The 22,167-nt window shown below is 56.0% G+C and carries 27 protein-coding genes and 1 pseudogene; 15 read left to right on the top strand and 13 right to left on the bottom strand.

The features are described from left to right. The coding region (locus H6F59_RS07845) for a sensor histidine kinase KdpD (RefSeq protein ID WP_190697388.1) at nt 1–929 on the top strand (929 nt) is incomplete at its 5' end. 240 nt (nt 930–1,169) lie between these two features. After that, nucleotides 1,170–1,580, top strand: a complete 411-nt coding sequence (locus H6F59_RS07840; RefSeq protein ID WP_190697385.1) for a hypothetical protein — start codon at nt 1,170–1,172, stop codon at nt 1,578–1,580. Between the two features lie 21 nt (nt 1,581–1,601). On the opposite strand, the gene H6F59_RS07835 is transcribed toward H6F59_RS07840, so the two are convergent. Beyond that, on the bottom strand, nt 1,602–1,988 hold the full coding sequence (locus tag H6F59_RS07835) for a hypothetical protein (protein WP_190697382.1): 387 nt from the start codon (nt 1,986–1,988) through the stop codon (nt 1,602–1,604). Next, complete coding sequence (locus tag H6F59_RS07830) at nt 1,985–2,623, bottom strand: AAA family ATPase (protein ID WP_190697391.1); 639 nt, start codon at nt 2,621–2,623, stop codon at nt 1,985–1,987. Before H6F59_RS07830 ends, H6F59_RS07835 begins: the two co-directional genes overlap by 4 nt. 1,097 nt (nt 2,624–3,720) lie before the next feature. Here H6F59_RS07830 and H6F59_RS07825 point away from each other — a divergent pair. Further along, nucleotides 3,721–4,914: a hypothetical protein gene (locus H6F59_RS07825; RefSeq protein ID WP_190697379.1), complete on the top strand. Its 1,194-nt coding sequence runs from the start codon at nt 3,721–3,723 to the stop codon at nt 4,912–4,914. 91 nt (nt 4,915–5,005) lie between these two features. Here the strand turns inward: H6F59_RS07825 and H6F59_RS07820 are convergent, their stop codons facing one another. Then, complete coding sequence (locus tag H6F59_RS07820; RefSeq protein WP_190697377.1) at nt 5,006–5,209, bottom strand: hypothetical protein; 204 nt, start codon at nt 5,207–5,209, stop codon at nt 5,006–5,008. Nucleotides 5,210–5,315: 106 nt separating this feature from the next. Continuing rightward, complete coding sequence (locus tag H6F59_RS07815) at nt 5,316–5,684, bottom strand: hypothetical protein (RefSeq protein WP_190697374.1); 369 nt, start codon at nt 5,682–5,684, stop codon at nt 5,316–5,318. 414 nt (nt 5,685–6,098) lie between these two features. Here H6F59_RS07815 and H6F59_RS07810 point away from each other — a divergent pair, with 414 nt between their 5' ends. Further along, nucleotides 6,099–6,425, top strand: coding sequence for a hypothetical protein (locus H6F59_RS07810; RefSeq protein WP_190697371.1), 327 nt, complete (start codon nt 6,099–6,101; stop codon nt 6,423–6,425). On the opposite strand, the gene H6F59_RS07805 is transcribed toward H6F59_RS07810, so the two are convergent. Continuing rightward, nucleotides 6,422–6,613 carry a hypothetical protein gene (locus H6F59_RS07805; RefSeq protein ID WP_190697370.1) on the bottom strand — a complete coding sequence of 64 codons (192 nt, stop codon included), beginning with the start codon at nt 6,611–6,613 and terminating at the stop codon, nt 6,422–6,424. The genes H6F59_RS07810 and H6F59_RS07805 overlap by 4 nt on opposite strands. A gap of 43 nt (nt 6,614–6,656) precedes the next feature. On the opposite strand from H6F59_RS07805, the gene H6F59_RS07800 reads away from it, so the two are divergent. The 3 genes from H6F59_RS07800 to H6F59_RS07790 all read left to right on the top strand — a co-directional run bounded on the left by H6F59_RS07800 (nt 6,657) and on the right by H6F59_RS07790 (nt 8,519). Continuing rightward, on the top strand, nt 6,657–6,806 hold the full coding sequence (locus H6F59_RS07800; RefSeq protein ID WP_190697367.1) for a hypothetical protein: 150 nt from the start codon (nt 6,657–6,659) through the stop codon (nt 6,804–6,806). 195 nt (nt 6,807–7,001) lie between these two features. Then, nucleotides 7,002–7,538 carry an excalibur calcium-binding domain-containing protein gene (locus H6F59_RS27560; protein ID WP_397193145.1) on the top strand — a complete coding sequence of 179 codons (537 nt, stop codon included), beginning with the start codon at nt 7,002–7,004 and terminating at the stop codon, nt 7,536–7,538. Between the two features lie 279 nt (nt 7,539–7,817). After that, nucleotides 7,818–8,519 (top strand): hypothetical protein, encoded by a 702-nt coding sequence (locus H6F59_RS07790; protein ID WP_190697361.1) that lies wholly within the window; start codon nt 7,818–7,820, stop codon nt 8,517–8,519. A 66-nt stretch (nt 8,520–8,585) separates the two neighbouring features. Here the strand turns inward: H6F59_RS07790 and H6F59_RS07785 are convergent, their stop codons facing one another. The 8 genes from H6F59_RS07785 to H6F59_RS07750 all read right to left on the bottom strand — a co-directional run bounded on the left by H6F59_RS07785 (nt 8,586) and on the right by H6F59_RS07750 (nt 13,533). Further along, nucleotides 8,586–9,446: a hypothetical protein gene (locus H6F59_RS07785; RefSeq protein WP_190697358.1), complete on the bottom strand. Its 861-nt coding sequence runs from the start codon at nt 9,444–9,446 to the stop codon at nt 8,586–8,588. 68 nt (nt 9,447–9,514) lie between these two features. Then, nucleotides 9,515–9,757 carry a hypothetical protein gene (locus H6F59_RS07780; RefSeq protein ID WP_190697355.1) on the bottom strand — a complete coding sequence of 81 codons (243 nt, stop codon included), beginning with the start codon at nt 9,755–9,757 and terminating at the stop codon, nt 9,515–9,517. A gap of 190 nt (nt 9,758–9,947) precedes the next feature. Then, complete coding sequence (locus H6F59_RS07775; RefSeq protein ID WP_190697352.1) at nt 9,948–11,351, bottom strand: ATP-binding protein; 1,404 nt, start codon at nt 11,349–11,351, stop codon at nt 9,948–9,950. A gap of 50 nt (nt 11,352–11,401) precedes the next feature. Then, entirely contained in the window at nt 11,402–12,085 is a 684-nt protein-coding gene (locus H6F59_RS07770) for a hypothetical protein (protein WP_190697350.1), read from the bottom strand. Nucleotides 12,086–12,115: 30 nt separating this feature from the next. Beyond that, nucleotides 12,116–12,589, bottom strand: coding sequence for a hypothetical protein (locus H6F59_RS07765; RefSeq protein WP_190697347.1), 474 nt, complete (start codon nt 12,587–12,589; stop codon nt 12,116–12,118). 30 nt (nt 12,590–12,619) lie between these two features. Next, on the bottom strand, nt 12,620–12,901 hold the full coding sequence (locus H6F59_RS07760; RefSeq protein WP_190697344.1) for a hypothetical protein: 282 nt from the start codon (nt 12,899–12,901) through the stop codon (nt 12,620–12,622). Further along, the gene (locus H6F59_RS07755) at nt 12,894–13,082 is read right to left on the bottom strand and encodes a hypothetical protein (protein ID WP_190697341.1); all 189 of its coding nucleotides are present in this window, start codon (nt 13,080–13,082) and stop codon (nt 12,894–12,896) included. Before H6F59_RS07755 ends, H6F59_RS07760 begins: the two co-directional genes overlap by 8 nt. A gap of 46 nt (nt 13,083–13,128) precedes the next feature. Next, nucleotides 13,129–13,533 carry a hypothetical protein gene (locus H6F59_RS07750; protein ID WP_190697338.1) on the bottom strand — a complete coding sequence of 135 codons (405 nt, stop codon included), beginning with the start codon at nt 13,531–13,533 and terminating at the stop codon, nt 13,129–13,131. Nucleotides 13,534–13,945: 412 nt separating this feature from the next. Here H6F59_RS07750 and H6F59_RS07745 point away from each other — a divergent pair, with 412 nt between their 5' ends. The 8 genes and pseudogenes from H6F59_RS07745 to H6F59_RS07705 form a co-directional block, all read left to right on the top strand. Then, on the top strand, nt 13,946–14,104 hold the full coding sequence (locus H6F59_RS07745; protein ID WP_190697335.1) for a plasmid partition protein ParG: 159 nt from the start codon (nt 13,946–13,948) through the stop codon (nt 14,102–14,104). Continuing rightward, nucleotides 14,105–14,638 (top strand): hypothetical protein, encoded by a 534-nt coding sequence (locus H6F59_RS07740; protein WP_190697332.1) that lies wholly within the window; start codon nt 14,105–14,107, stop codon nt 14,636–14,638. 1,402 nt (nt 14,639–16,040) lie between these two features. Continuing rightward, nucleotides 16,041–19,091, top strand: coding sequence for a plasmid replication protein, CyRepA1 family (locus tag H6F59_RS07730; protein WP_190697326.1), 3,051 nt, complete (start codon nt 16,041–16,043; stop codon nt 19,089–19,091). Then, nucleotides 19,088–19,399: a hypothetical protein gene (locus tag H6F59_RS07725; RefSeq protein WP_190697323.1), complete on the top strand. Its 312-nt coding sequence runs from the start codon at nt 19,088–19,090 to the stop codon at nt 19,397–19,399. The genes H6F59_RS07730 and H6F59_RS07725 overlap by 4 nt, the downstream gene beginning before the upstream one ends. 48 nt (nt 19,400–19,447) lie before the next feature. Then, nucleotides 19,448–20,062, top strand: coding sequence for a hypothetical protein (locus H6F59_RS07720; protein ID WP_190697320.1), 615 nt, complete (start codon nt 19,448–19,450; stop codon nt 20,060–20,062). A gap of 264 nt (nt 20,063–20,326) precedes the next feature. Further along, a complete protein-coding gene (locus H6F59_RS07715) occupies nt 20,327–20,800 on the top strand; it encodes a hypothetical protein (RefSeq protein WP_190697317.1) in 474 nt (157 codons plus the stop codon). Nucleotides 20,801–20,813: 13 nt separating this feature from the next. After that, nucleotides 20,814–21,542, top strand: a complete 729-nt coding sequence (locus tag H6F59_RS07710) for a hypothetical protein (protein ID WP_190697314.1) — start codon at nt 20,814–20,816, stop codon at nt 21,540–21,542. Nucleotides 21,543–21,802: 260 nt separating this feature from the next. Next, nucleotides 21,803–22,167 (top strand): annotated as a pseudogene (locus tag H6F59_RS07705) (sensor histidine kinase); the annotation flags it as partial.

Raw genomic sequence — 22,167 nt, 5'->3', positions numbered from 1 at the left:
ACCACGCCTCAGTGCTGCACGGTGTGGCCCGCATGGGCTCGGGCTTTGACATCATGGAGGTCATCTCCGAATACCGCGCCCTGCGCGCCAGCGTGCTCCGCCTGTGGACTGAGAGTCACCCGCAATTCGACATCAACGATGTCAACGATATCACCCGCTTCAACGAATCGATCGATCAATCGCTCGCCGCCGCTGTCGGCAGTTACACCGATCGCGTCAATCAGTCACGGCGCATGTTTTTGGCCATCCTCGGCCACGACCTGCGCGACCCGCTGAACGGCATCAGCATGGCTGCGCAACTTATCGCGCGCACCGCCAATCAAGACCCAAGCTCTCCCCAAGCGCTGTCGATAATCGAGAAGAACACGGAGGTGGTCACGCGGTTAATTAGCGACCTGATCGACTTCGCCTCGACAGGGGCAGGCAGCACGATACCGCTAACGCGCGATGCGGTCGATCTGGAAAAACTTTGTCGCAGCGTCTTTGAGGGATTCTGCCTTACCTACCCCCAGCGCACGCTGCGCTTTCACTCGGCTGGCGACCTCACGGGCGACTGGGATGCGGCCCGGCTCCGCCAGGTCGTCTCCAATCTCATGGGCAATGCAATTCACCATGGGTCAGTCGAGGGACCGGTGGAACTGTCGGTCGCTTCAGACGGATCTACCGTGGTCTTGAGCGTGCATAACGAAGGGCCGCCGATCCCGCCAGAGATGCTGGAGACAATCTTCGATCCGCTCATTCGCCAACCCATGCAAAAATCGACAGCGCGGCGAGTTGGCAGCATCGGCTTAGGGCTGTACATTGTGCGCGAGATTGTTGTCGCCCATGGAGGCACGGTAGAGGTGGCCTCGACAGCGGAGGAGGGCACAACGTTCACCGTCCGCCTGCCGCAGCTGACCCCGGTTGAAGTCGATCGTCTGCAAGCGTAGGGTACGGTGTCGGCTCCACCGCTTTGGCTATTCTCATTTTGTCTTTGACCACAACCCCCTCCAACACCGCCATGGGCGACGCTGTCGGCTTTGCTGCATGTGCTGGATGTCTTGGTGATCACTTTGCCTGCTGCCTATATTGCGCCTACAAAAAACTGCTCAACCGTGATTGCTTCGTAAAGCATTCGGCTCGCTGGAACACGGCTGCGTAAGGGGTAGAAGTACCTCAACGCCGAGCACATGCTGAAAAACTTACTCTCGCCCATTCTCCTAGCTACGACTTTTGCGATCGCTCTTCCAGCCCAAGCCCAAGTATCAAATGCGTGTGGCATGTCCTACATAATTTTGCCCGACGGCAGCTGTCTAGACCTCGACTACACAAGCATCTTGGGTGCTAGCCGGAGAGATGTCAGCCAATCGACAGCTGCCTACGAAGAGGTGCTTGACGCGAACGTGACCATCGAGACCATCTACATCCTGTACCCGCAGTTGGACAACGAAACCGAAGCAGAATACAAAAGACGCATTGATACCCTCATTTCTTATCGGCAAGACCGGGATGATGCCGTTCGCTCAAATCAAAGCGTAGAAGACACGCTCTACCCCATTCATGTCTACTCAATGGATAGGGTAGGGAGATCATTCCGCTAAATCGATAAACCCATAAAGGTATTAGAGGTTTAATCTATCCCTCAACTCCTCTACGTTGCGCACGGCGCTCCAGTCCACGTCCTGGGCCTCTAGCAGGGCGATCGCGGCTTGGATAAGGTGCTGAGGGTAAACTCGCTGGGGTGGTGGCACCGGCTCTGGGTTGTTGTCTCGCACCTGCTGGGCAGTGTCTTGCAGCCATCGCTGTTGACTGCGAGGGATTTTGATATTCACGGTCGTTAGTGAGTCTGCTGGCTTGCTTTTGGTGCTGCGCTTTGGCGTGGGCTTTGAGGTGTCCACCGGCGGCGGTTCTGATGGAGCCTGTGGCGCTGGTGGTGGGGCCTCATTATCGCCATAGACAAAGCTGGCGGCCATAGCGTCGTCAAGACTGCGGCGCTTCTGTGGGCTCATGGCAGCATCCCCATCATTTCCTTAAACAGAGCATCGAACTCCCCAGCAGCATCGGCAGCAGGTTTGCCCGGCATCCCCCAGGCGGTAGCACCCTGGCCAAAGGTGTCGGCCACCACCTGGCGCTGGTGAATGACAGCTTTGCAGATGGTCACGTTAGACCGGCTCAGCAGTGCGATCGCCTCATCCTTCAGCCGCGTCCCCTTCACCGCCCTGGCCAGGAATACGGCAGCACCTGGGGGGCCATTGCGCACGCTCTGGGCCTGCTTAACCAACTTGATGGCATCGGCAGCGCTGCGCAGGTCAACGCCGGTGGGCTGGCAAGGTATCAGCGCAAAATCGCACCGAAACAGGATGGCCCTGGTTGCTTCAGACAAACCAGCGGGGCCATCGATGACCACATGCTGGTGCTGCTCGGCAATGTCGGGTATCTGCTCGATTAAGTCGTCGGGGCTGGCCAGGATGTGAACGGGGATAGTGCTCCCCATGGCCTCCACCCAGATAGAACTGCTGCGCTGGGCATCAGCATCGACCAAAGCAACGTCATCACCCCGCTGCTGTAGCCATTGGGCCAGGTGCACAGCAGTTGTGCTCTTGGAGCTGCCCCCCTTCTGATTCACCACGGCGATCGCGGCCATCGATTTACCCTCTAAAGGCATGATGAGATTAGCCCATCATGGGTACAACCGAACAAGGGTTTAGGAGCTTAGGCTATTAAGGTCTAATGCCTTTATTTGATAAACCCATTCCACCCTGGCACCACCGCGATCGCTACGGGGCAAAGGTCGTCAGAGTGTAAAGGAGGGAAAAGGAGGGAAAATTGCGCTTTTTCCAGAACTAAGCCCCCGGCTGTGACAGCCCGGACATAAGTAAGACATGGGGCGCTGGTGGCGGGTGTACTAATCAGCCCGCATGGTGAGCGCGTTTAGTCCAATATTCCAAAGCTGGACTAAATTGATAAACTCAGCCCTTATACAGCAATGCTTTTGAGTCTTTGAATATTTGCTGGTATTGCAACCCGTCAACGAGAGAATGCGGGTTTCAGCTTTTTTGCTAGTCCGTCGTTGGGCATATGACAGTTAAGGTTAACAAGCCTTAATCTGCCCGACATAACCTCGCGAGGCCATTGGCCAATCGGGGCAACCTAGGGCCAATTCGTAGCACTCCTGAACCTCCCACTGGCTGCACAGGCTGGTGGGTTTTATTTTGGGCGGCCCAGCTGGTCATTCGTGAAGGGGTGGTTAAGAGTTGGTGGGTAGCCCGATCAATATGCAGATTGCTGGGAATGATTGGGGTGGAGCACCGTAAACCATTCTTATGCAAATGTCCCTATTGAAAATCGCAGCTAGTGGCCTGGCGCTGGCCGTTGTGATCACCTCAGCTTCTGCCAATGCCTATCCTTATCCTCGAGTCTCCCGCTCTGAAGCTGAACGCGACATGAGGTGCTACATGCACCTAAACAACACCTCAAGCAGCTTGAACCTGTCCTCCATCTGCAACAACCTGACCGTTGTTCCTGCTGCTGGGCCTAGCTCTGCCTCAAGTTCTTCATCGGCAACGGTAAGTGGTAGTCAGTCTGGGGGTGGGTCTGGTAGTAGTAGCGATGGCCCTTGCGACGTCCCCACTGATCGAATGGCCAACGGAAATTTATGCGGTGGTCGTGCGGCGAGCGAGCGAGCTGGGGGGCGATAAGACAGTGCCAGGCCGATGACCTCAAACGGCGAACATAAATCTCATGACAGATGCCTTAAAAAACGCTGCCCGCGCCGGTGACCCCAAAGCGTTGGAAGCCCTGATGAACAAATCCTTTGCCTCCAAGGGCATAACTGTTAGGGTCACCAACTCGGGCTCGTTGCTCCGGGTGGCGTTACGAGGACAGACAGCACCTGATAAAGGGGTGCTGACCATGATCCGGCAGGAGTTAGGCAGCATTAAGCCTGCTGGGTTTGACAAGGTCATCGTCACAGCAAGGGAAAATGGGAAGGGGGATGCCTGGTCGGAGCAATGGGAGTTAGCGGGGATCAGGCCAGCAGAGCCATTAACAGCCAGTGCTCAACCTTCGTCTAGTTCTGCTTCAAAAAATCTAGTTAGTAGCGAAAGGCCAACTCCGTTGCATCAAAAGAGTTGGCTAATCATAGTCATGTTGATGGTTTTTCCCCCTGGCGGTATTACTCTCGCATGGATAAGTAATTGGCCTAAAGCAATCAAAATAGGGTTCTCTATTGCAAGTGGCTTTTGGCTTTTGCTAGTCGTTACACAACAGCTTAATGAGCCACTACAAACAATTACGCAAGCCCCAGCAACAGAAGCAGCCCCTGAGGCAAGCGAGCCTAAATCTGTGAGCTCAGCTCAGGAGCCTACAACTGCTCAGTCCCCAGATCATTTGCAGGATGGCAAGACTAATGGGTATTCGGCAGCGGTCGCTGCTCAGTCCGCGACAACATCAGACCAGTGGACAGCCGTTGCTGATTCATGGCAAGCGGCCATCTCTCAACTGGAATTGGTTCCAAGAGAGCACACAGACTATGCCGAAGCGCAGACAAAAATTGAAGAATATCAGGCAAACAAGCTAGCGGCACTGAGCAATAAGAGCCAAGCTGAAGTGGCTATAAACCCGGAGTTGAGGAAGAGTAACCTAACTCGCTATCGCGAATGGCTGCATGAGGCTGACCCAAGCGCCTCAATTGTGAAATCCGTCGAGTTGAATCCCTCTGACAATGAAATCTTACAAGTGACAGTAACGATAGATTTTCTAGCGCAGAACAAAGAAGTGCAGCGCGAGGCGGCTGCAGGAATGCAAGCTCAATGGGCAAGGATAAGTAATCCGACCGCCCCGGACAGCGCCCACATATCGTTAAGAACTCCTAGCGGTAAGCGTTTTGGTGGAAGTCATTGGACGGCTGGAACACGAATATACATTGATGACTAAGTAGATAAGCTTCAAAGACATACATCTTGTGCCCCAGTAGATTAACCCTTGGCCTAGGACCAGCGAGGGCCAGCCCCAGGGCAATCTACGCTTAGCCGACGATGGCAAGCGCGAGAATGGGCAGTGCGATCGCAGCCTTGACCTGGGCAATTTCACCACCTCCCAGAGCAGGGTGGTAGCCCTGGGCAACGGTTACCCGGGCGGTGCTGCCATCGGCCAGGGTAGCCAGGTAGGTGCGGCGTGCAGTGGCGGTGGGCAATGGCGCGATCACGGTCTGTTGTAGAATTGCGGTCATATCAAACTCCACGTTTGGTTTACTGCCCCTAGCAGCGTTTCTGAGGCCCTGCTAGGGGTTTTGCGTTTGTGCCCTCTCTACGCCGTGGGCTGGCAGCGCGATCGCCCTAGGACAGGGCCTCAACCATTTCCCCCTTCAGCATGTGCTTGCCCTTGCCGTGGGCATTGCGCCAGGCGATCGCCCGGCGGCCGCACTCCTTCCGCAGCTCGGCGCTGGTCATCTGGGCGATCGGCTTGGCAGGCGTCTCGACTTTGACCACAGCCACGGCCACCGGTGCAGCGATCGCAGCAGCCTGCGCCTGAGCAACCAGCGCCGCCGTGAGGGGAGGCAGCGGCTTGGCGATCAACTCCTCGGCCTCAGCCAGCAGCTCCTCCAGCGAGGGCAGGTCATCGACCACCGGCACCGGCGCGGCGGGCTCTGCGGTGAAGAGGCAGAGGGCAACAAACAGGCCAGCGAACAAGAAAAATCCGAACATGGCGAAAACTCCAAAAACGACAGCCCCGTGTAGTGGGTAGGGCTAAGGCCAGGGGGAGGGGTTGCACCTCCCCGGCGGCGTGGTTACCGGCTGGCGAAATCAGTTGCAGGCTCTATATTGATGTCGCTCAACTCGGCCTGCACGACCAAAGCGCTCCAAATCTTTTGATTAACGTCCTCCCAGGAGGCGTGAGGACGGTCAACGGTTGTCAGTGGTCTTTGTCGTCCGCTCGGCGAAGGCGCCTACCAGGGGGTTGGGGGATTTTCACCCCGCCCTGCGGTTTTCTCCCCGCCGGGTATGCACTCAATATATACAGCATAGATTGGAATGTCAATGCCTTACACATAAATAGAACTGTGCTAGGCTTATCGCAATACACGGTATAGATTGAGAGGTGCCCCAATGGTTTGCGCTGTGCCCAGAAAAAAGAGTGATTTCTCTCCCGGTGAGCATCCCCACAGCCAGGGCAATTTACAGCCCCGTGAGCCGATGTATGGGGAGGCCAAAAAGCGTCGCCAGCTGCTGGCCACCGATGAGGGATGGGAAGGTTTTAAGGCCCTGGCCACAAGCATGGGTCTATCGGCCTCGGAGCTGGTCGAGCGTTTGGGGCGGGGCACGATTCCCCTTGAGGCCCCCCAAGGCGATGTGCTGACGGTGGTTAAGTGGGGTAACGTCCACTGCAAAGCTGTAGACGCTAACGGGGCAGAGTACGCTTGCAAGCGCGTCAGCTCACCGGACTAAGCCACATGGCCGATCGCACCTTTGCCCTGCGATCGCACCTCACCAGCAAGGGCACCATAGGCCCACAGCGGCAATGCAGAAGCCTCAATACTGAAACCCCCACGGCACCGCTGGCCTGTGGGGGTTTTGTTTGGGGCACCATAAGCATGTTGCGATGGGTGCGGCAATGGATTTTGGGACATGGCCATCTGATTGGCCAATGTATACCGTGCTGGGCTTTAACCTGAGCTGGTGGATGGGCACTGCTGTGCTGATAGCGATGGACATGAGGCAGCGAGCGTAGGCAGCAAAAAGCCCCGGCGCGATCGCACCCTGCCCCCGCTGCTGCTCCCCACCACCCAGGGCACCATAGGCCCACAGCGGCACGAGCATGTCTCGTAGATGCACCCGATATTGAAAACCCCCACCGGCACCGCTGGCCCGTGGGGGTTTTGTTTTGATCGGTACTGACCCACTGGCCAATATTGGTTAGCCCCAGCTGGTCATTCGTGAAGGGCTGGTCAAGAGTTGGTGGGCATCTGATTCAGTGTGCGGCCTGCTGGGAATGTTTGGGATGGAGCACCGTTAAACATCCTTATGAAAATGCCCCGATTTAAGCCCACAGTCCCTGCCATTGCCCTTATTGGGGCAAGCCTGCTATTGCCATGTGTTGCCAGAGCTAATGATTACTCAAGCATCGATCATTACTGCTATATGGTGAGTCTTGGCGGAGAGATTAGGAGCCTCGATCATCTTTGTCCCGGGAGTGCGCCTCAATTGGTAGAGGCTAGTGCGGTGGCAGCAGCAGTACCCATGGCCGGGCAAGTATGCGATGACTTTGCGTCATGGGGAGAGGCACAGTATCACCTCAAGGAAGGGTCTGCACCTAGTAGTTTGGATGACGATAGCGATGGAATCGCTTGTGAGTCTTTAAGGCGTCAGGCTCGCTCCGACGGAAGATCTGTATTCTCAAACCGAAATACACGGGGAGATTCCATCGAAATCATTCGGGCCAGCGAAACCGAGCATTACCTTAAGGTGAATAGTGGCGGTGATCTCTTCACGACCCGCACTTTCCCAACACAGGACAACGCACGCGACCACATGGTTGATTATTACGCCGACTTAATCTGACTTTGCGAGGCGGCCCTCAGCCAGATGGCCCAGATAGCTACCTCATTGAATGATCAGCCATAAACAGGCGGGCACCATTAAACCAGCAGCGAGTTCCTGAGAACGTCCCGTAGATGCACCCTAAGTTACCCCCCACGGATCTCGCTGGACCGTGAGGGGTTTGTTTTGAGCCACCGTTTCGCTTCAAAACTCATGAACTCTCCATAAACTGCGCCAGAACTGGGAGTGGCAGTCATTGCCGCAGGGCACTCTAGGCACACAGTCTTAGAAATCCGCCCCATGATCCGCCCCCTTGCCCTCGCCGCCTGCCTGCTTATAGCGGGTTGCGGCAGCTTAACCAGCACCACCGCAGAGCAGCCCGCCGAGGCCGCACCGGTTGCTGAAGCGCCGCCAGCGGCGGATTATTTAGTCCATGGTAAGCAGCAGGGGTATGAGGCAGCGGTGGCGGCGCAGAGTGCTGGAGAATCTGAGTGGGCAAGCGTTGCAGAAAAGTGGGGCTGGGCTATCAATTCTCTGGGCCTAGTGCCCGTCGATCATCCCGACTACGCCGAAGCTCAAGCCAAAGCCACTGAATATGCCGCCAACCGGGATGTGGCTTACCAGCGCGATGCCACCTACCAAGCCAAGGTAGAGGCTGCCGCAGCACCGTCCGTTAGCAGCAGCGGGGGCGGGAGTACGATTGATGCTTTTCGGTCTGAGCTTAGCTTAATCGACCCCGACGGGACGGTGATCACTGGGGTTGCCGAAACTGAGCCCCCGCTAGACTGCCCCGCCTGCATTGACATTGGCGTGTCCACTGCATTCTTGAGTCAAAACAAAGCCGTCAGGCTGGAGCTAGCGACCCACCTCTGGAAGGGATGGGCCATTGCCAGTAGTCCCAATGACCCAGACAAGGCACGCATTCGCCTGGTGACGCAGAGCGGCAAAAAGGTTGGCGGTAGCGGCATGATGGGCGGGTCAATGGTTTACGTTGACGACTAGCCTCCTGAAGGGAACAAAAAGCCCCAGCGCGATCGCCGGGGCATGGTGAAATTCTACTGGCCTAGGCTACACCATCGGCGCTGTGGCCTTGTATGGGTGGCCACTGGGCAGCCCCGCCGTCATGCCCCACTTATGGGCCAGTCGCCCCTGGCCTCGAAGTAGGTCATCGGTAGATAAGACCCCTGCCACGACCACCAGCTCCATCAGGTCGATCGCAGCGAAGGCCGCGTTATTGAAGCCCCTGAATCCCACATGCCGGAGCACGTTAGGTCTGCGGTTTGGCGCAAAACCACCTGCTGCTGAAACGGTGCCGAAATCGTCGTTCCCGTTTAGTGTGCCTGCAAAGGTTTGGGCGCTGTTATCCCAAACCAGAGAGAACTGGTTAGGCCCAGAGATATCGGCGTCAGTCTTGGCATAGCCAAAAACGTTTAGGCCCGCGCCGATGTCTTGCAAGATTAGGTGGCTGAGGCGCTCCGTGGGGATGTTGCCGGTTACTGCCCCAGTGAACAGAATCAGCTCAGCTGAGGAGCTGCCACCCACGCCACCTGATAGCAGGCATTGCCCGACTGATGCAGCGGTGATCGTCGCGGCGGGTCTGAATGCCATCAGTATGGTGTGGTCAACGAGGGCCAGGTCGGCGTCGAGGCTGTAACCATCATCGGTGCCATCTAGCCTCACAATGTCGCGCCCGTTAACCGCTGCTGCTTTGCGAGTGCCTGCATTGCCGCTGGTGCCTCTGTGCTTCAGGTCGCGACCATTGCCTGACTTGTCACCTATCCGTAGCACCGGCGCGTCTGCTGCGGCGGCATTGCCTCCAGAGACAGCATCGAATAGGTTAGCGCTGGCATCAATCCACAGGTCGGTAGCAATGCGATCGAAGTCCCAAGGGGCGGTCTCAGTGAATAAGCCAACAGGAAATGTGAACATGGGTGTTCCTTCAAGATGTGAGATTTTCAGGTAGTGCCCTCAATGCTGTGGGCTGCGGCGCGATCGCACTAAATTAAGCTCAATTGCTGATAACGTGGCTGCCCAATTTCGGCGGGTATCGCTGGCCTTAATTCTGCCAGAAGTCCTTTCCAATCGCTTCCGTAATCGACATCGACATGGCCATATTTGTAGCCAACCTTTGACACCATTCCAGTGCGACCATCGGGCAGGACAACGCGATCGCCGTAGGCAAAATCGTGAGGATTTAGCTGGTGCAGTTCGAGTGGGCTGTAAGAGCATTGCCAGGTCATTTCTGCTACTCCTAAATAGAGGTGTAGGGTAGTCGGTGCTGCTGTCTTGTGGCCGTCTTGTAGGCGTCTTGCGGCTGTCTCGTGGGTTGTTTCGCAAGACACTCACAAGACAACCTACAAGACGACAAGACAACCTACAAGACAAGGGCTTCAGGGTTTTTGTCTTGTGGGCAAGACACTCACAAGACAGTCACGAGACAGCGTATTTAGGTGGGGTCTCGGGAATGCGATCGATAAAGCCCTCGTGCGCCATCCTTTCTAATTTTTGCTCCAGTGCTTTGGTATCAACACCGTCTTTCAGTGCCCGGTGCTTTTGCCTAATTTGGGATGCCAGCAGAGGCTCGTTAGCCTTAATCAAAACCTCCCTAATAATGGCAACCTCATCATTTGAGCTATCGGCAGAGTAGGCGGATTCTAGCCCCTGGTTGTTGGCCGTTTGCTCTAGCTCCAGAGTGGGCACCTCCACGGCGATCGGAGTGTTTTTCTGGCCAGGGTAATAGACGTTGGCTTTACCCGATGGCATGGGCTTTCCCCCAGGGCCAACGATCGCAGATAGCTCGATTTCGAGTAAGGTTTGGTCCCGTTGTTCGGCTACGCCCGACTTGCCACCTAAGCTGGTTAAAGTGCGACCGTGGGCAACGTAGACGGCAAACATATTCACCTTGCGCAGGTCGCTCATTGAGCTGCCAAAAAACTGGCCGGCGTGGGGGCAGTGCTGAGCCCAGTTGGTAAATTCCTCCGTCAACAAGGTATGGGGCTTGGGGTTGAAATTAGGCTTAGTGCTCAAGACCTGGTAGCGGCTTTTCACCAGGTCAGCAAACGCCACCAGGCGATCGTCGCAGGCTTGATAGTTCATGCCAGCGCCATAGAGCGGCAACCCCTCCCAGGCCCCGTAGGCGGCATGGGGGTCTAGAATCTCGCAGTGGTGTCCAGCGGCGAGCCGTTGCTGAATCAGCCAATGAGCTAGGGTGCTCTTGCCGCTCCCTTGGGGGCCGTAGATGAGAATCGTGGGATAGGCCAGGCAGTCTTGCAGGATACCGGTTGCCGTGGGGGCGATCGCTACCTCATCGGCATCCCACTGCTGAGCTTCAGCTGGGGCAGCTGCGACAGGCAGGGCGTTTAGGCGGGTGCTGGCTCCGATGGGGGCAGGCAATGCCGCTACATCCTCAGGCGCGGCTGGGGGCAGTTGTGGCGGGGCAGCAGGAGCATTCTTGCCCAGCAGACCCATCGACTTAGCCAGCTTTTCAGCCTCGTCTGAGAGGCGCAATTCCCGCGCGATCGCCTGGGCCAGTTCCGCCTGCACCCGATCGCTCCCAACATCGGCCTGGTACTGTCTCAGGTGCTTTTTATCCAGCAGGTGGGCCACCAGGCCATCGCCTACAGCCTCGATTTGGTCGCTGTTGCGCTCGTTAGCATCCCAGGCCAAGTAGATGCCATAGGCCAGGGCAGCTAGGCCTGTGAGGGGATTCAGCAGGCTACCCAGAATGAGCCCACCGGCCAGACCACCCCCGATATAGAGTTTGGGGTTGTGCATCCCTTCGGCGGCATCTTCGGCGGTGTCAATCCAAAGGGTTTTGGTTACTAAGTTGCTCATGGTGTCACCTAAAAGTAAGGGGGCATCGTTGCCCCCGGTTGCCGTGTTTTCTAACCGTGGGCACGTTTCAGGTAGTGCCATTGCAGACCCAGAAACAGGATAAAGCGCACCATCAGTTCAAAGCAGAACAGCATGGTGACGATGAGGCCGACAGAGCCCCAGTTGATGAGGCCCCATTGACCGGTGAAGACGACAAACACCAGTTTTCCAAACCCGCCATCGACAGGGGGGAAGACGGCTAAACAGATGAAGGTATCCACGATGTAGGCGGACAGGCTGGCCCGATTGGCGGTGCGGATAGAGAGCATGGGGAAGTGGTTGTACCATTCCTTTAGCCGCACGAGGGCGGGGTCGTCGTCTTCATTCACCTGGAGTTGGTCGGCGGAATCGGCCTCAAGGGCAATCAGGCGCATCAGCTTGCGGTCGTGCTTCAGCAGAATTGGGTAAGTCTCTGCCGTCTGGATGAAGGCCCACAGCACAATCCCAACGGGGATGGAGATCAGGGCCAGGGCACGATTCCCGAAAAAACCAACCAAGCCTTGCAGGTCAAAGATATTGATTAGGGCCAGGGATACCGCACGGCAATAGGGCAGCATGTTCGCGGCGGCAACTACTACGGCAACACAGATGGCGAGCCAGTAGAGTAGCGATCGCGCTGTCTTGGCCCCTGAATTTTGAGAGCGAGTGGAGCGCTTTTTAGTCTGATAGGTGTTTTTAGTGGAATAGGTAGTCATGGGTTCGATCCTCCAAAGGTGTGCTGGGAATTAGTTTGAGGGCATGTAGTAGGCGGCACCCTGGTACTGGTTCATTCGCCAGTCAACTAGGGACTTATCGCCGGTGAAGGCCATTTTTTGAGTGACGCCTGGGGAGTTGGGGTCGCTGTCATCGTCGGTAATGATGCCTGTGTTGCCGTGGGCATCGCAGACAATCGAGCCCACCGGGATGGGTTGATTGGAAGCGCTGTCTATCACTGGGAGGTTGAGCACCAGGGATACGTAGCTCTGTTGGTCAACACTCACCACCGGAATGCAGCCGTTTTGGTAGCGTGCGATCGCGACCTCGTTTTTTTGCGCCTGCTCCTGCTGGCTCAGCGTGAGCTCAGTCATGTCATCGCCGATGCGGCTGGCCTCGGCGCGGGCGGTGGTGACTTTCGAGGCGAAGTTGCCGAGGTTGCTAACGCTGGGTATCGCGGTGCCAATGATGGCCAGGGCGAAAACACCGTGGATAGGTTTCATCATGTGGTTTCTCAGGTAATGGGGCGGTGCAGTCTAAGCGCTAAGCGGCTGCGATCGCGCAGCCCTCAACCGGACAAATTTGGCCATTTGCGCCTGCGCTGCCTTGGCCCGCGCGATCGCATCCTCCGGCGTAATCTGCTGACCCCGGCGCTCAACGCGATCGGCTATGCCAGCAGCAATGCCTAAGGTCAATGAAGTCTGGGAAGTTGAAGGGGTCATAATGTTGGGATGTCCGTTTACGTGATGGTTTTCGGGCAATGCCCCCAGCTTTGGCCTGCCAGCCTGCTGGGGGTTTTCAATCTGGGCCTTAGCCATGAAGCTCGTAGCCCAGCTCCTCAGCCAGGGCATTGATGACCCGCAGCAAAACGTCCAATTCTTGTTCCTGCGTGTTGACCGGAAGGCTTTCTAGCGCTTGGAGTTCGGCGACTCCAGCAGCCAAGGTTTTGATCATTCCGGGGGTGGAATCAAGTGATAGCTCGGAAATATCTTGGGACATGGTGTTACTTCAAATAAAGGGTTAGGAAAAAGGCGATCGCGGTGGTCTAGGCAGGGAGCAGCTTGAGGTCGTGCAGCACCTGGTCGGCACTGGGCAGCAGGGCCTCGACCGTGAGCACTTCAAACTGCGGCATCATTTCCTGCCGTTGCTGCTGGATCGCGCCCAGTTCCTGATTGATTTGCTGGTGCAAAAACTCGCCGCTCATGAGGGCATCAACCACCAAGGCAGTCTGCTTTGCTGTGGCCTGCTGGGCTGCGATCGCGCTACTGAGTAACTGTTGCAATTCCTGGTTATTGCGCTGGTTGGCGACGGCGAGGGCGTTGGCCGACTCAACGCGGTAAGCCGACGGTTTGGGCGTTTGGGTGCTGGCCTGTGATTCTTTTACGCCGCTGAAACCCTTGTCGGTACTGGCTGCGCGGGATTTGATTTGGTCTGCCGATTTGACTGCCATTTTTGATAAGCCTCAAGAAAGTACTGATTGCGTCGTTCAGATCGAGAACACCGATCGCCACGCCTGGCTAACTCCCCAGCCCTGCCCCAGAGAACCAAGGCCATAGCCTCGGTCAGTGTGTAAGAACGTGGGCATTGTGGGTCAGCCTCGGGCAAGTCCAAAACCTCAGCCATCCATCCCGACAGAGTAGATTTTGCAGGCGCTTTGCCCAGGTGCTGGGCGATGAAGCGGCGTAGCTCGGTGTAGGTGAATAGCGGTTCGGGTGAACTCATTTGCGGTTCGGGTGAACTCATGACATAGTTGTAGCATAAATATGCAGTTATGCATTAATATGCAGAAAGAAGTTTTGGCATAAAGCTTCCATTAATGCAGTGATCGCCCATAATTAAGGCGTTGCACTGTTGCCGAGATAATGAGCAGCGAGGAAAAGACCGTGGCGATACGAGTATTAATGGAGCCCGACCTGCGAGCACAGTTCAAATCCCAGTGCGCTTTGCAGCAAACCTCTATGAATGAGGTTGTAACAATGCTGATTGAGCGGTGGCTGAAAGAGCAGCAGGGAGGCAAATAGATGACTTACAGCGGCGATCGCCTAGGACGGATAGAGCAGCTGCTGGCCCAAGTGGCAGAATCGAATGCTGCTGGTGCTGAGCGCCTAGACCGCATTGAGCAGGGGTTAGCGCGCACCGAGAAAATTACCGAATCCAACGCCCGCGCGATCGAGGCATGGGGCGGACGCATTGATGAGGGCGACCAGCGAACCCAGACCCAGCTGGAGGAATCCATCGCTGACACCGTGGCCATGATTGCCGACATGGGCCAGCAGCAGCAGGAAGCGGCACAGAGGGCTGAACAGCACAAAGCCGAGGCCGACCAACGCTTTGAGGTGTTTCTCGCTGAGGCTAGGGCTGATCGACAGCGCTCTGAACAGCTCAATGCAGAGCATAACCAGCGTTTTGAGACTTTCCTGCAAGATGCCAGAGCCGATCGACAGCGGTTTGACCAGACGATGGCGGCCAACGCGACGGAGCACCGGGCGTTCCGGGAAACACTCCAGAACATGCTGGCTCAGATTGCCCAGCTGTGGCAGCGGGTGGCAGGATGACCACCGGAGACAAAGCCAAACGCGCCCCAGTTGCGATCGGCCCGGCGAACGCCTCGGATTTTTTGAGTTTAAAGTCCATCAAAGCTTTACTGGGCAATGATTCCATGACTCGGATTTCTGACGTCGAAGTGGAATCAGAGGCTAAATTACCGTACCCATAGCGGCACACTAACGGATCGCCAAAGGGCTTCGGCTCTAGGCTTAGAATACGTGTTCTACAGATCTATATGGCTAAGTCGAAGCCCTTGAATAAATTGCAGTACCCAAAGTGGATCATTGACGGTTTGCCAAAGGGCTTCGGTTTTAGGCTTGAGTCAGACGTGTTCTACAAGTTTTCAGTAGCTCATAACTAAATATCCATACCCAAATTGGGCCATCGCGTTCCGCGTTAAGGGTATCGGTTTTAGGCTTAGGTCAGACGTGTTCTACAAGCTTCCAGCAGCCCCTGACTAAAAACCATAGCCAAAGCGGCGCACTAACGGCCCGCGAAGGGATATCAGTTTTAAGCTTGGGTCATGTACTACAGGAGTCCCCATGGATAAAACCGCCGAGTCGATGAGTACCGTTTTTGGGTGTCGAATTGAGCCCACAACTATCGCCGCGTTCAAGAAATCGTGCGCCGATCGAGGTGTGAAGCCTACGCAGGAGATCCGCCAGTTTATTCGCTCTCAAGTCCCACAAAAATAGCCCCCGTGTTGTCGCACCGGAGCAAATCGAAAAAAGACCGCAAGTCCCCTTCGCATAAATTCCAATAAAACAATGCCTAGCACTGTTTCCACTCCAATTGGGATTCGCATCCCTAACGCAGATCTGACTTTAATCGATCAAGCCGTGGCGGAGAATCCTAGACTCTGCCGGAGCCTTATCATTCGTAGCGCCGTTGCCGATTTTGTTCGTAGCGGTAGTTTTTCCCGTTTAAAGGAGTCGCAAAACAAAACCCCTGCTTGAGCTGCTAACTCAAGCAAGGGTCAGTTTTTGTTTAGTTAGTCCAATACCGCAAGCCGTCCAACTCCTACATCTTTCGGCAAAGCGGTCGTCGTTTACCCCACCAAAGGAGGGGTGCACTTAACCCCATGGTACAACCGAATTTTGCGAAGACACAACTGCCCGTTGTGCTGATTCCATTAACAAGCTTTTCTGGTGGCTTTTACCATAATACACGATTTGGCACTGCTGTCCTCCCCGACGCTCCCCTGAGGTTGGTCCCCCATCCATTCAGCACCGGCGATTGGTATCGCTGCATTGATGGTTGGACGGGTAAGCCTTTGCCTGGGAGATTTTTCGGCCCTGAGGCTGAGTTGATACTAGACCACTTTAAAGAGCATGGAGGGCCAATACCGCCGAGTCGGTTCGAGCTAGTTGCGGATGCGGCGATCGAATTGTGCCAGCCGCAGGTGCAATCATGAGCACCTTCCGGCAGCAAATTACCCAACAATGCTTAACTGAATCGGGCATAGACCTAGGGCTGTTTGAGGCGGCGATCGCCCTGCACAGCGACCTAGAGCTAGATGCCAGTGGCGATCCATCAACCCCGATTCACGATGCCTTAGGGTGGTCGTATTCTCGCTTTGGGCATCAGGCTCGGGAGTCATTTGAAGCGGCGTTATTCCTGAGTGAGTCAGGCGAGACCTGGCAGGCCAAGGTCAGCTTCAAGCCTAAAGACGGTAAGGGCTACTTTGCTCCCACAGGCGCGGGCAGTAAGCCCTACCTGCCCCCAGTGCCCCCAGCTATCAGGCGGCGCATTGCAGCCCGCTACGGCTGCGACGTGCCGATGGAGGGCAGTTTTTGGGATTGGGTGGCTGAGCATCCCGAGCTCGAAATCATCTACACCGAAGGCGGCAAAAAAGCCCTGTCACTGCTCAGTCAGGGATATATCGCAATCAGCCTATACGGGGTAAATGGCGGGTACAAAGCCAAAGACGCGATCGGCGCTCCCATTTCCCCAGCGCTGATTCCTGAGTTAGACCCGTTCTGCTACGGCGATCGCCCCGTCGTGTTGGCCTTCGACCAAGACAGCGCCGCCAAAACCCGGCGCAAAGTCACAGCAGCATTATTCAAGTTTGGGGGGCTGCTGGCCCGTTCAGGATGCTTTGTTCGGCTGGCCCTGTGGAATGGCGCCAAGGGTAAGGGCATAGACGATCTGATCGGCAACGCTGGCCCTGAGGCTGCTCAAACGGCGATCGCCGAAGCTCTGAGCCTAGATGAGTATCGCCTTAAACTGGCCATACAAAATCAGTTGGGGGGGCTCACCCCGGCGCTACGGCTCAATACTCAAAAGCTGGAGACCGTCGAAGGAACGGCAATACCTCAGTCCGGCATTATTGCTATCAGCTCGGCCAAAGGTACCGGCAAAACGAAGATGATCGCCGGGTTAGTCGGTGGTGACGATGCGGCGCTGTTACTGGGCCACAGAATTGCGCTAACCCGCAACCTGTGCAACCGCCTATGCATCAACTACAGAGGCGACCTAGACAAAACCCAGGGGCGCTACACCGATGGCACGGCCTATACCCTGAGGGTTGGTGGCTGTGTTGATGGCACATTGCTATCAGTCAACCCCGCCGATTTTGAAGGGTGCGACCTGATTCTAGATGAGGTGGTTCAGGTGTTGCGGCACCTACTCACCAGCTCAACCTGCAATAAAGACGGTAAGCGGCCCGTACTGCTGGCCCGTTTCACTGAGTTAGTGCAGGTGGCACGGCGCGTCATACTGGCCGATGCCGACCTAGACAAGGGCAGTATCAACTACATTCAATCTCTGCGAGGTGACACTACCCCCGCTTGGCTGTTGGTCAACGACGCCAAGTCCGAACCTTGGTCCGTTGACTTTATCGAATCCATCGACGCCAGCGCCATTGTGGCGCGGCTAGTCGATGATGTCGCAGACGGCAATCAGGTATTCATCGCCACCGACAGCAAAGCAGGCTCTAAACGGCTGAATCAGATAATCAGCACCATCGAGGGCGCTGGCGGTAAGGTGCTCCTACTCAACTCAGAAACTAGCGGCGGTGAAGCCGAACAGGCCTATATCAAAGCCCCCGACGCTAACCTAAGTCACACCGTTGTCATTGCCACCCCATCTATGGGTACTGGCGTCAGCATCGAAACTCATGGCGCTTATGATGCCGTTTACGGCATTTTCTGGGGGGCAAGCTCCACTGATGCCGATATGGCCCAGGCGCTGGCCAGGGTACGGCAACCAGTGCCCAGGATCGTATGGTGCGCTAAACGCGGTAACAGTTTTTCCCGCATTGGCAGGGATACCAACCCGCTACGCTTGAAGAAACTGCTACAGGACAAGACCAACGCAACCGGCCAGATTACAGCGGCCAGCCTGGGGGCGCTGGGGGCAGAGATAACCAGCTATGACTGGCTCAACCCCCACGTCGATCTGTGGGCAACTATCGAGGCACAGCGCAACCGCTCCATGTTGGCCCTACGGTCGGCGCTCAAGGTGCGGCTGCTCAACGAAGGGCACAAACTCACATTTATTAAGCTCGATGTCAACGAAGCGGCCCGCGATGCCCTAAAGGATGCTCGGCAACAAATTCGAGAGACAGAGGCAGAGGCGATCGCAAATGCGGCCAACCTCACCCCCGCTCAGGTGACGGCGCTCGAATCGGCAGAGTCAATCGACCCCGACGAACGCTATGCCCTGCAAAAATGGCACCTGGCTGACTTCTACGCGGTGCCCCTAGACGAAGTCACCCCCGACCTGGTGCTAAATGACAACGATGGCAGACGGCGCGGGCAACTGCGTGACCTGGAGCAGTTCATTAACCCAAGCCTGGCCCCCGATGTTGACGCGGCTGCGATCGGCAAGCAGGCACAGTGGCATAAAGGGATCTGTCCCTGGGATACCCCCCACGCGGAACTGCGGCGACAGGTGCGGGCAATGCTGGGCCTAGATCAGTGGCTCAACAGTACAGACGAATGGTTGAGCGATTCTGCCAGGTTGGCAGAGTTCAAAAAACTTGCTCTCGGGCTGGCCCCCCAGGTTAAGGCGGCGCTCAACATCAGCATCAACTCTGATATGTCAGGCGCTCAAATCCTGGGCCAGCTACTTGATCAGGTGGGTATCGCTACCGAATCTAAGCAACTGCGTGTCGATGGCGATCGCAAGCGAATCTACTGGATTGACCAGGCTGTTAAAGCACAGCAGCTTGCCATCCTGCAAAGGCGGGCGCAACGGCGCAATCCAGCCCAAACCCCAGAGCCCGCGCCTGTCACACCCCCCCCTCAATTGGAGATATTACAGGGGGGGTGTGACAGGGCGAAACCCCCATATACAGGGGATTCGTGGGTTGGGGCTGAGGTGCAGATGAGAGCCAGCCTCAGCCCCTGGCTGGTGACAGCCGTTAATGGCGAGACGGCGACGATTAAAAACACTCTTTCCGGGTTTATTCGATCGGCAGCATTGGCCGATCTTCAATTATTGGAGGTCGCAGTATGACAACTAAACCAAAACCCCTTTGCCCGCTGAAGGTCGAACATGCTGTTCGGCATTACCCCCGATCGCGCACTGTCGGGGCTTGGCACATCATCACCCAGACCCAGCCCGATCGCGACGGCGGCGATCTGGTCGTGTGCCTGTCGATGGCTGGGCTGAGTCGCCAGCGCGATGTGGTTGCCGTCCTAGAGACGGCGCTACAGAACGGCCACGCCCAGGGCGTTGGGCACTGGGGCAGCTTTCTGATTTACCGAGAGGGCGATCGGCCCGGTTTGGATCGCCCGGCTCTGAGCCCATTCCCGCCGCCTTAAACAAAAAAGATTTTCGCTTTTCAAAACTAGAGCAAACAAACTTTTACCATGAACCCACTTGAGCAGGCCAACGAGATGCTGGACAATATCGAGCCACCCCCCAAGCGATCGCCAGAGAAAGAGGACTCTATGGCTCGCGCTATTTATGACCAAGGCGCCGCGGCGGCCATGGCTTCTGCTCTCCATTTTGGACTGGAGCAACGGGGTAGTGATGTGCTGAGGGCCAAGGTTTGGGAGACGGCCAAGAAGGTGAAGGAGGGCGACCTAAGCGACATTGAGCGGGCGTTGGTCGAGCAGTTTTACATGCTCAACAGCATGGCCGTTCACTACGGACTGGCCGCTGGCAACCTAAGCGGCAATAACGCTAAGCTGTCTCCACAAATTGTGGACATGGCGGTGAAGTGCTCTCGGGCGTCGAGGCAGCTGGCCACCGCGATCGCAGATTTAAAAGCTCCCAGAAAAACGACATTCATCAAAAATCAGAGCATCGAAAACCAGCAAAACAACATGCTGGTTGCAGAAGTTGAGCACCTAAAACAACGACTGGAGGCGTCAGAGTATGGCCAGCGCATGGACACCGGAGCGGAGGGAATTGCAGCGCCAGGTTGCGCTGAGGTCGAAGCTATGGCAGAAGTCGACCGGACCCAAAACGGAAGACGGTAAGCGCGTCGTAGCTCAGAATGCTGTCAAGCATGGCCTGCGATCGCGGGTAGTCATTGAGCACCGGCAGCAGCTCAACGCCGCATTGAGGGAGCTTAGGGGGCTGCTTAATGGTCTATGAGCCTACACTGGCCCCCATAACCTCATTTGACAAATCCTTGTATGGAGACTCCGCGCTTGAAGAGATTTTCGTAAAGATGCCAATTTCATAGGCGTGAGGCTTCATTGATCTGTCCATTATTGGACTACGCAATTGAGCAGTTCACCATGGCTTCTGCCTCTCCCAAGCATACGGCTGCATCACTCAAAGAGCAGTTCAAGACATTCACCGATGCCAAGCAGCACTTTGGCTTGAAAGCCCGCAGTTGGCAGGCACTGGCGAATAAGTTAAACGCCCCAAGTGTTGACGATCTGAAGGCTCAGGTCACCACTTTGGAAGCGCAAGTAACCAAGCTTGAGGCTGAAAATAAACAGCTCCGAGCCCACGCCGCAACGGGTACGGGCTTTGATGAAGTTGGGTTTTGGCTACTTGATCGCAACTTTGAGCGGGCCAAGTTTGAAGACTTTGGCATCCCTGAGGCAGCGACTGAAATGGAGTCTCAAGCCCAGGCTGAATATAAGCGCCTAGCCCAAAAGTATCACCCCGACAATGGTGGCCTTGATGAGCAAATGCAAAACCTCAACCGACTGAGGAATCAGATGCTTGCGATCGTGAAGCTCAACGGCGGGGTAGGGATTTAGTCCCAGGAACGCCATGCAGCGGATTGTACTCAACGACAACAACAAAATTGAGTTAGATACAACTCTTACAAAAGGCCAGATCGCAAAGTTCAACAGCCTGCTGAGTGAGCTTGTATTCAAAAACGGTGCAGCTTACCTCTCCATCAAGCACCTGCATGGCGCTTTGCTGACCCGTAGTAAGGATATGGCTAAGAGCATTGTGCAAGCCTATCGCGACATCCTAAGAACCTATCTAGTGACTGCCGACGAGCTGGGAGTCCAATCAGAGCATGATTTTATAAGGCCCATTGGGGTTCAAATCCTGCTCGACCATTTGGCTACAGATAGACCACGGCGGGCAACTGATTACCGGGCTAGTGCAGCACTCCTGGCTTACATCATCGCTGCTCATCCACAGCTAGCCATGATTGCATCCCAAGAAGATAAGAATTTAGCCAGTTTTAAGGCCGGAGTGATTAGAAGGCTCAAGTCCAAGCATCAAGTCTGTCAACTCACTGGCCAAGCCTTTGGACCAGAGCATGAGAAGCATGTTCACCACATTGTTGCCGAGGCTGTTGATCCCAGGCTGGCAGCTGATGAAGACAACCTCATCGTCATCACTGGCGGAGTGCATGACGAGTACCATGCATGGATCAACACAATTCCCGGTGCTGAGATATCTAGACCTACACTGCGGAACTTTGCCCGGCAGAAGGGCTACAGCTTGGATTGGGATAAGAGCGCCACAGTAGGGGTGGCATAACTTTGTGCTCATTTAGGCGGGGTTAGCAGCTTATCCAACACGGCAGTATAAATGTGAAAAGCTTTGCGATGTAAGGCTTTGCTCGGTTGGTTGCGGCGTGTTTGTATCCCCCAGAACCTAGGCCCAATCGGACAAACCGGAGTTTCTGGAGGGGGTCGCGTGAGGGCGGCGATCGCGTCAATGACTTACTCACTCCTAAAGAGGCATTAGGCTGCCAACTTTTGGGCCGTCCCCAGCGGTATCATGCCTCTATCCTCGAAATGTTCCTAACGGAAAAATCGATGCGACTGGCGGACTTCATTCTTGGGAATGTCGAGCCCATTCTCGCGGAATGGGAAACGTTCGCGCGCAGTCTTGCGCCCGGCGGGAAGATGACCAAGCTCGCCCTGCGAAACGATGCTGAGGCAATGCTGCGGGCCACCGCGCGCGATATGCAGAGCGGCCAGACCCTTACACAGCAGGCAAGCAAGTCCAAAGGCCGCGGCGGCGCTGTTGGGGAAGAGAGCAATGGGCTCGACCACGCCTCAGTGCTGCACGGTGTGGCCCGCATGGGCTCGGGCTTTGACATCATGGAGGTCATCTCCGAATACCGCGCCCTGCGCGCCAGCGTGCTCCGCCTGTGGAC

This window comes from Nodosilinea sp. FACHB-141 (assembly GCF_014696135.1).
Lineage (GTDB): Bacteria > Cyanobacteriota > Cyanobacteriia > Phormidesmidales > Phormidesmidaceae > Nodosilinea.
This window is presented reverse-complemented; position numbering and strand designations above follow the sequence as displayed.

Excerpts from the sequence above, each read along its gene's own strand:
- H6F59_RS07840 (WP_190697385.1), top strand. The coding sequence starts at position 1,170 with ATGCTGAAAAACTTACTCTCGCCCATTCTCCTAGCTACGACTTTTGCG.
- H6F59_RS07835 (WP_190697382.1), bottom strand. The coding sequence starts at position 1,988 with ATGAGCCCACAGAAGCGCCGCAGTCTTGACGACGCTATGGCCGCCAGC.
- H6F59_RS07830 (WP_190697391.1), bottom strand. The coding sequence starts at position 2,623 with ATGGCCGCGATCGCCGTGGTGAATCAGAAGGGGGGCAGCTCCAAGAGC.
- H6F59_RS07825 (WP_190697379.1), top strand. The coding sequence starts at position 3,721 with ATGACAGATGCCTTAAAAAACGCTGCCCGCGCCGGTGACCCCAAAGCG.
- H6F59_RS07820 (WP_190697377.1), bottom strand. The coding sequence starts at position 5,209 with ATGACCGCAATTCTACAACAGACCGTGATCGCGCCATTGCCCACCGCC.
- H6F59_RS07815 (WP_190697374.1), bottom strand. The coding sequence starts at position 5,684 with ATGTTCGGATTTTTCTTGTTCGCTGGCCTGTTTGTTGCCCTCTGCCTC.
- H6F59_RS07805 (WP_190697370.1), bottom strand. The coding sequence starts at position 6,613 with ATGGCCATGTCCCAAAATCCATTGCCGCACCCATCGCAACATGCTTAT.
- H6F59_RS27560 (WP_397193145.1), top strand. The coding sequence starts at position 7,002 with ATGAAAATGCCCCGATTTAAGCCCACAGTCCCTGCCATTGCCCTTATT.
- H6F59_RS07790 (WP_190697361.1), top strand. The coding sequence starts at position 7,818 with ATGATCCGCCCCCTTGCCCTCGCCGCCTGCCTGCTTATAGCGGGTTGC.
- H6F59_RS07785 (WP_190697358.1), bottom strand. The coding sequence starts at position 9,446 with ATGTTCACATTTCCTGTTGGCTTATTCACTGAGACCGCCCCTTGGGAC.
- H6F59_RS07780 (WP_190697355.1), bottom strand. The coding sequence starts at position 9,757 with ATGACCTGGCAATGCTCTTACAGCCCACTCGAACTGCACCAGCTAAAT.
- H6F59_RS07775 (WP_190697352.1), bottom strand. The coding sequence starts at position 11,351 with ATGAGCAACTTAGTAACCAAAACCCTTTGGATTGACACCGCCGAAGAT.
- H6F59_RS07770 (WP_190697350.1), bottom strand. The coding sequence starts at position 12,085 with ATGACTACCTATTCCACTAAAAACACCTATCAGACTAAAAAGCGCTCC.
- H6F59_RS07765 (WP_190697347.1), bottom strand. The coding sequence starts at position 12,589 with ATGATGAAACCTATCCACGGTGTTTTCGCCCTGGCCATCATTGGCACC.
- H6F59_RS07760 (WP_190697344.1), bottom strand. The coding sequence starts at position 12,901 with ATGGCTAAGGCCCAGATTGAAAACCCCCAGCAGGCTGGCAGGCCAAAG.
- H6F59_RS07755 (WP_190697341.1), bottom strand. The coding sequence starts at position 13,082 with ATGTCCCAAGATATTTCCGAGCTATCACTTGATTCCACCCCCGGAATG.
- H6F59_RS07750 (WP_190697338.1), bottom strand. The coding sequence starts at position 13,533 with ATGGCAGTCAAATCGGCAGACCAAATCAAATCCCGCGCAGCCAGTACC.
- H6F59_RS07745 (WP_190697335.1), top strand. The coding sequence starts at position 13,946 with ATGAGCAGCGAGGAAAAGACCGTGGCGATACGAGTATTAATGGAGCCC.
- H6F59_RS07740 (WP_190697332.1), top strand. The coding sequence starts at position 14,105 with ATGACTTACAGCGGCGATCGCCTAGGACGGATAGAGCAGCTGCTGGCC.
- H6F59_RS07730 (WP_190697326.1), top strand. The coding sequence starts at position 16,041 with ATGAGCACCTTCCGGCAGCAAATTACCCAACAATGCTTAACTGAATCG.
- H6F59_RS07725 (WP_190697323.1), top strand. The coding sequence starts at position 19,088 with ATGACAACTAAACCAAAACCCCTTTGCCCGCTGAAGGTCGAACATGCT.
- H6F59_RS07720 (WP_190697320.1), top strand. The coding sequence starts at position 19,448 with ATGAACCCACTTGAGCAGGCCAACGAGATGCTGGACAATATCGAGCCA.
- H6F59_RS07715 (WP_190697317.1), top strand. The coding sequence starts at position 20,327 with ATGGCTTCTGCCTCTCCCAAGCATACGGCTGCATCACTCAAAGAGCAG.
- H6F59_RS07710 (WP_190697314.1), top strand. The coding sequence starts at position 20,814 with ATGCAGCGGATTGTACTCAACGACAACAACAAAATTGAGTTAGATACA.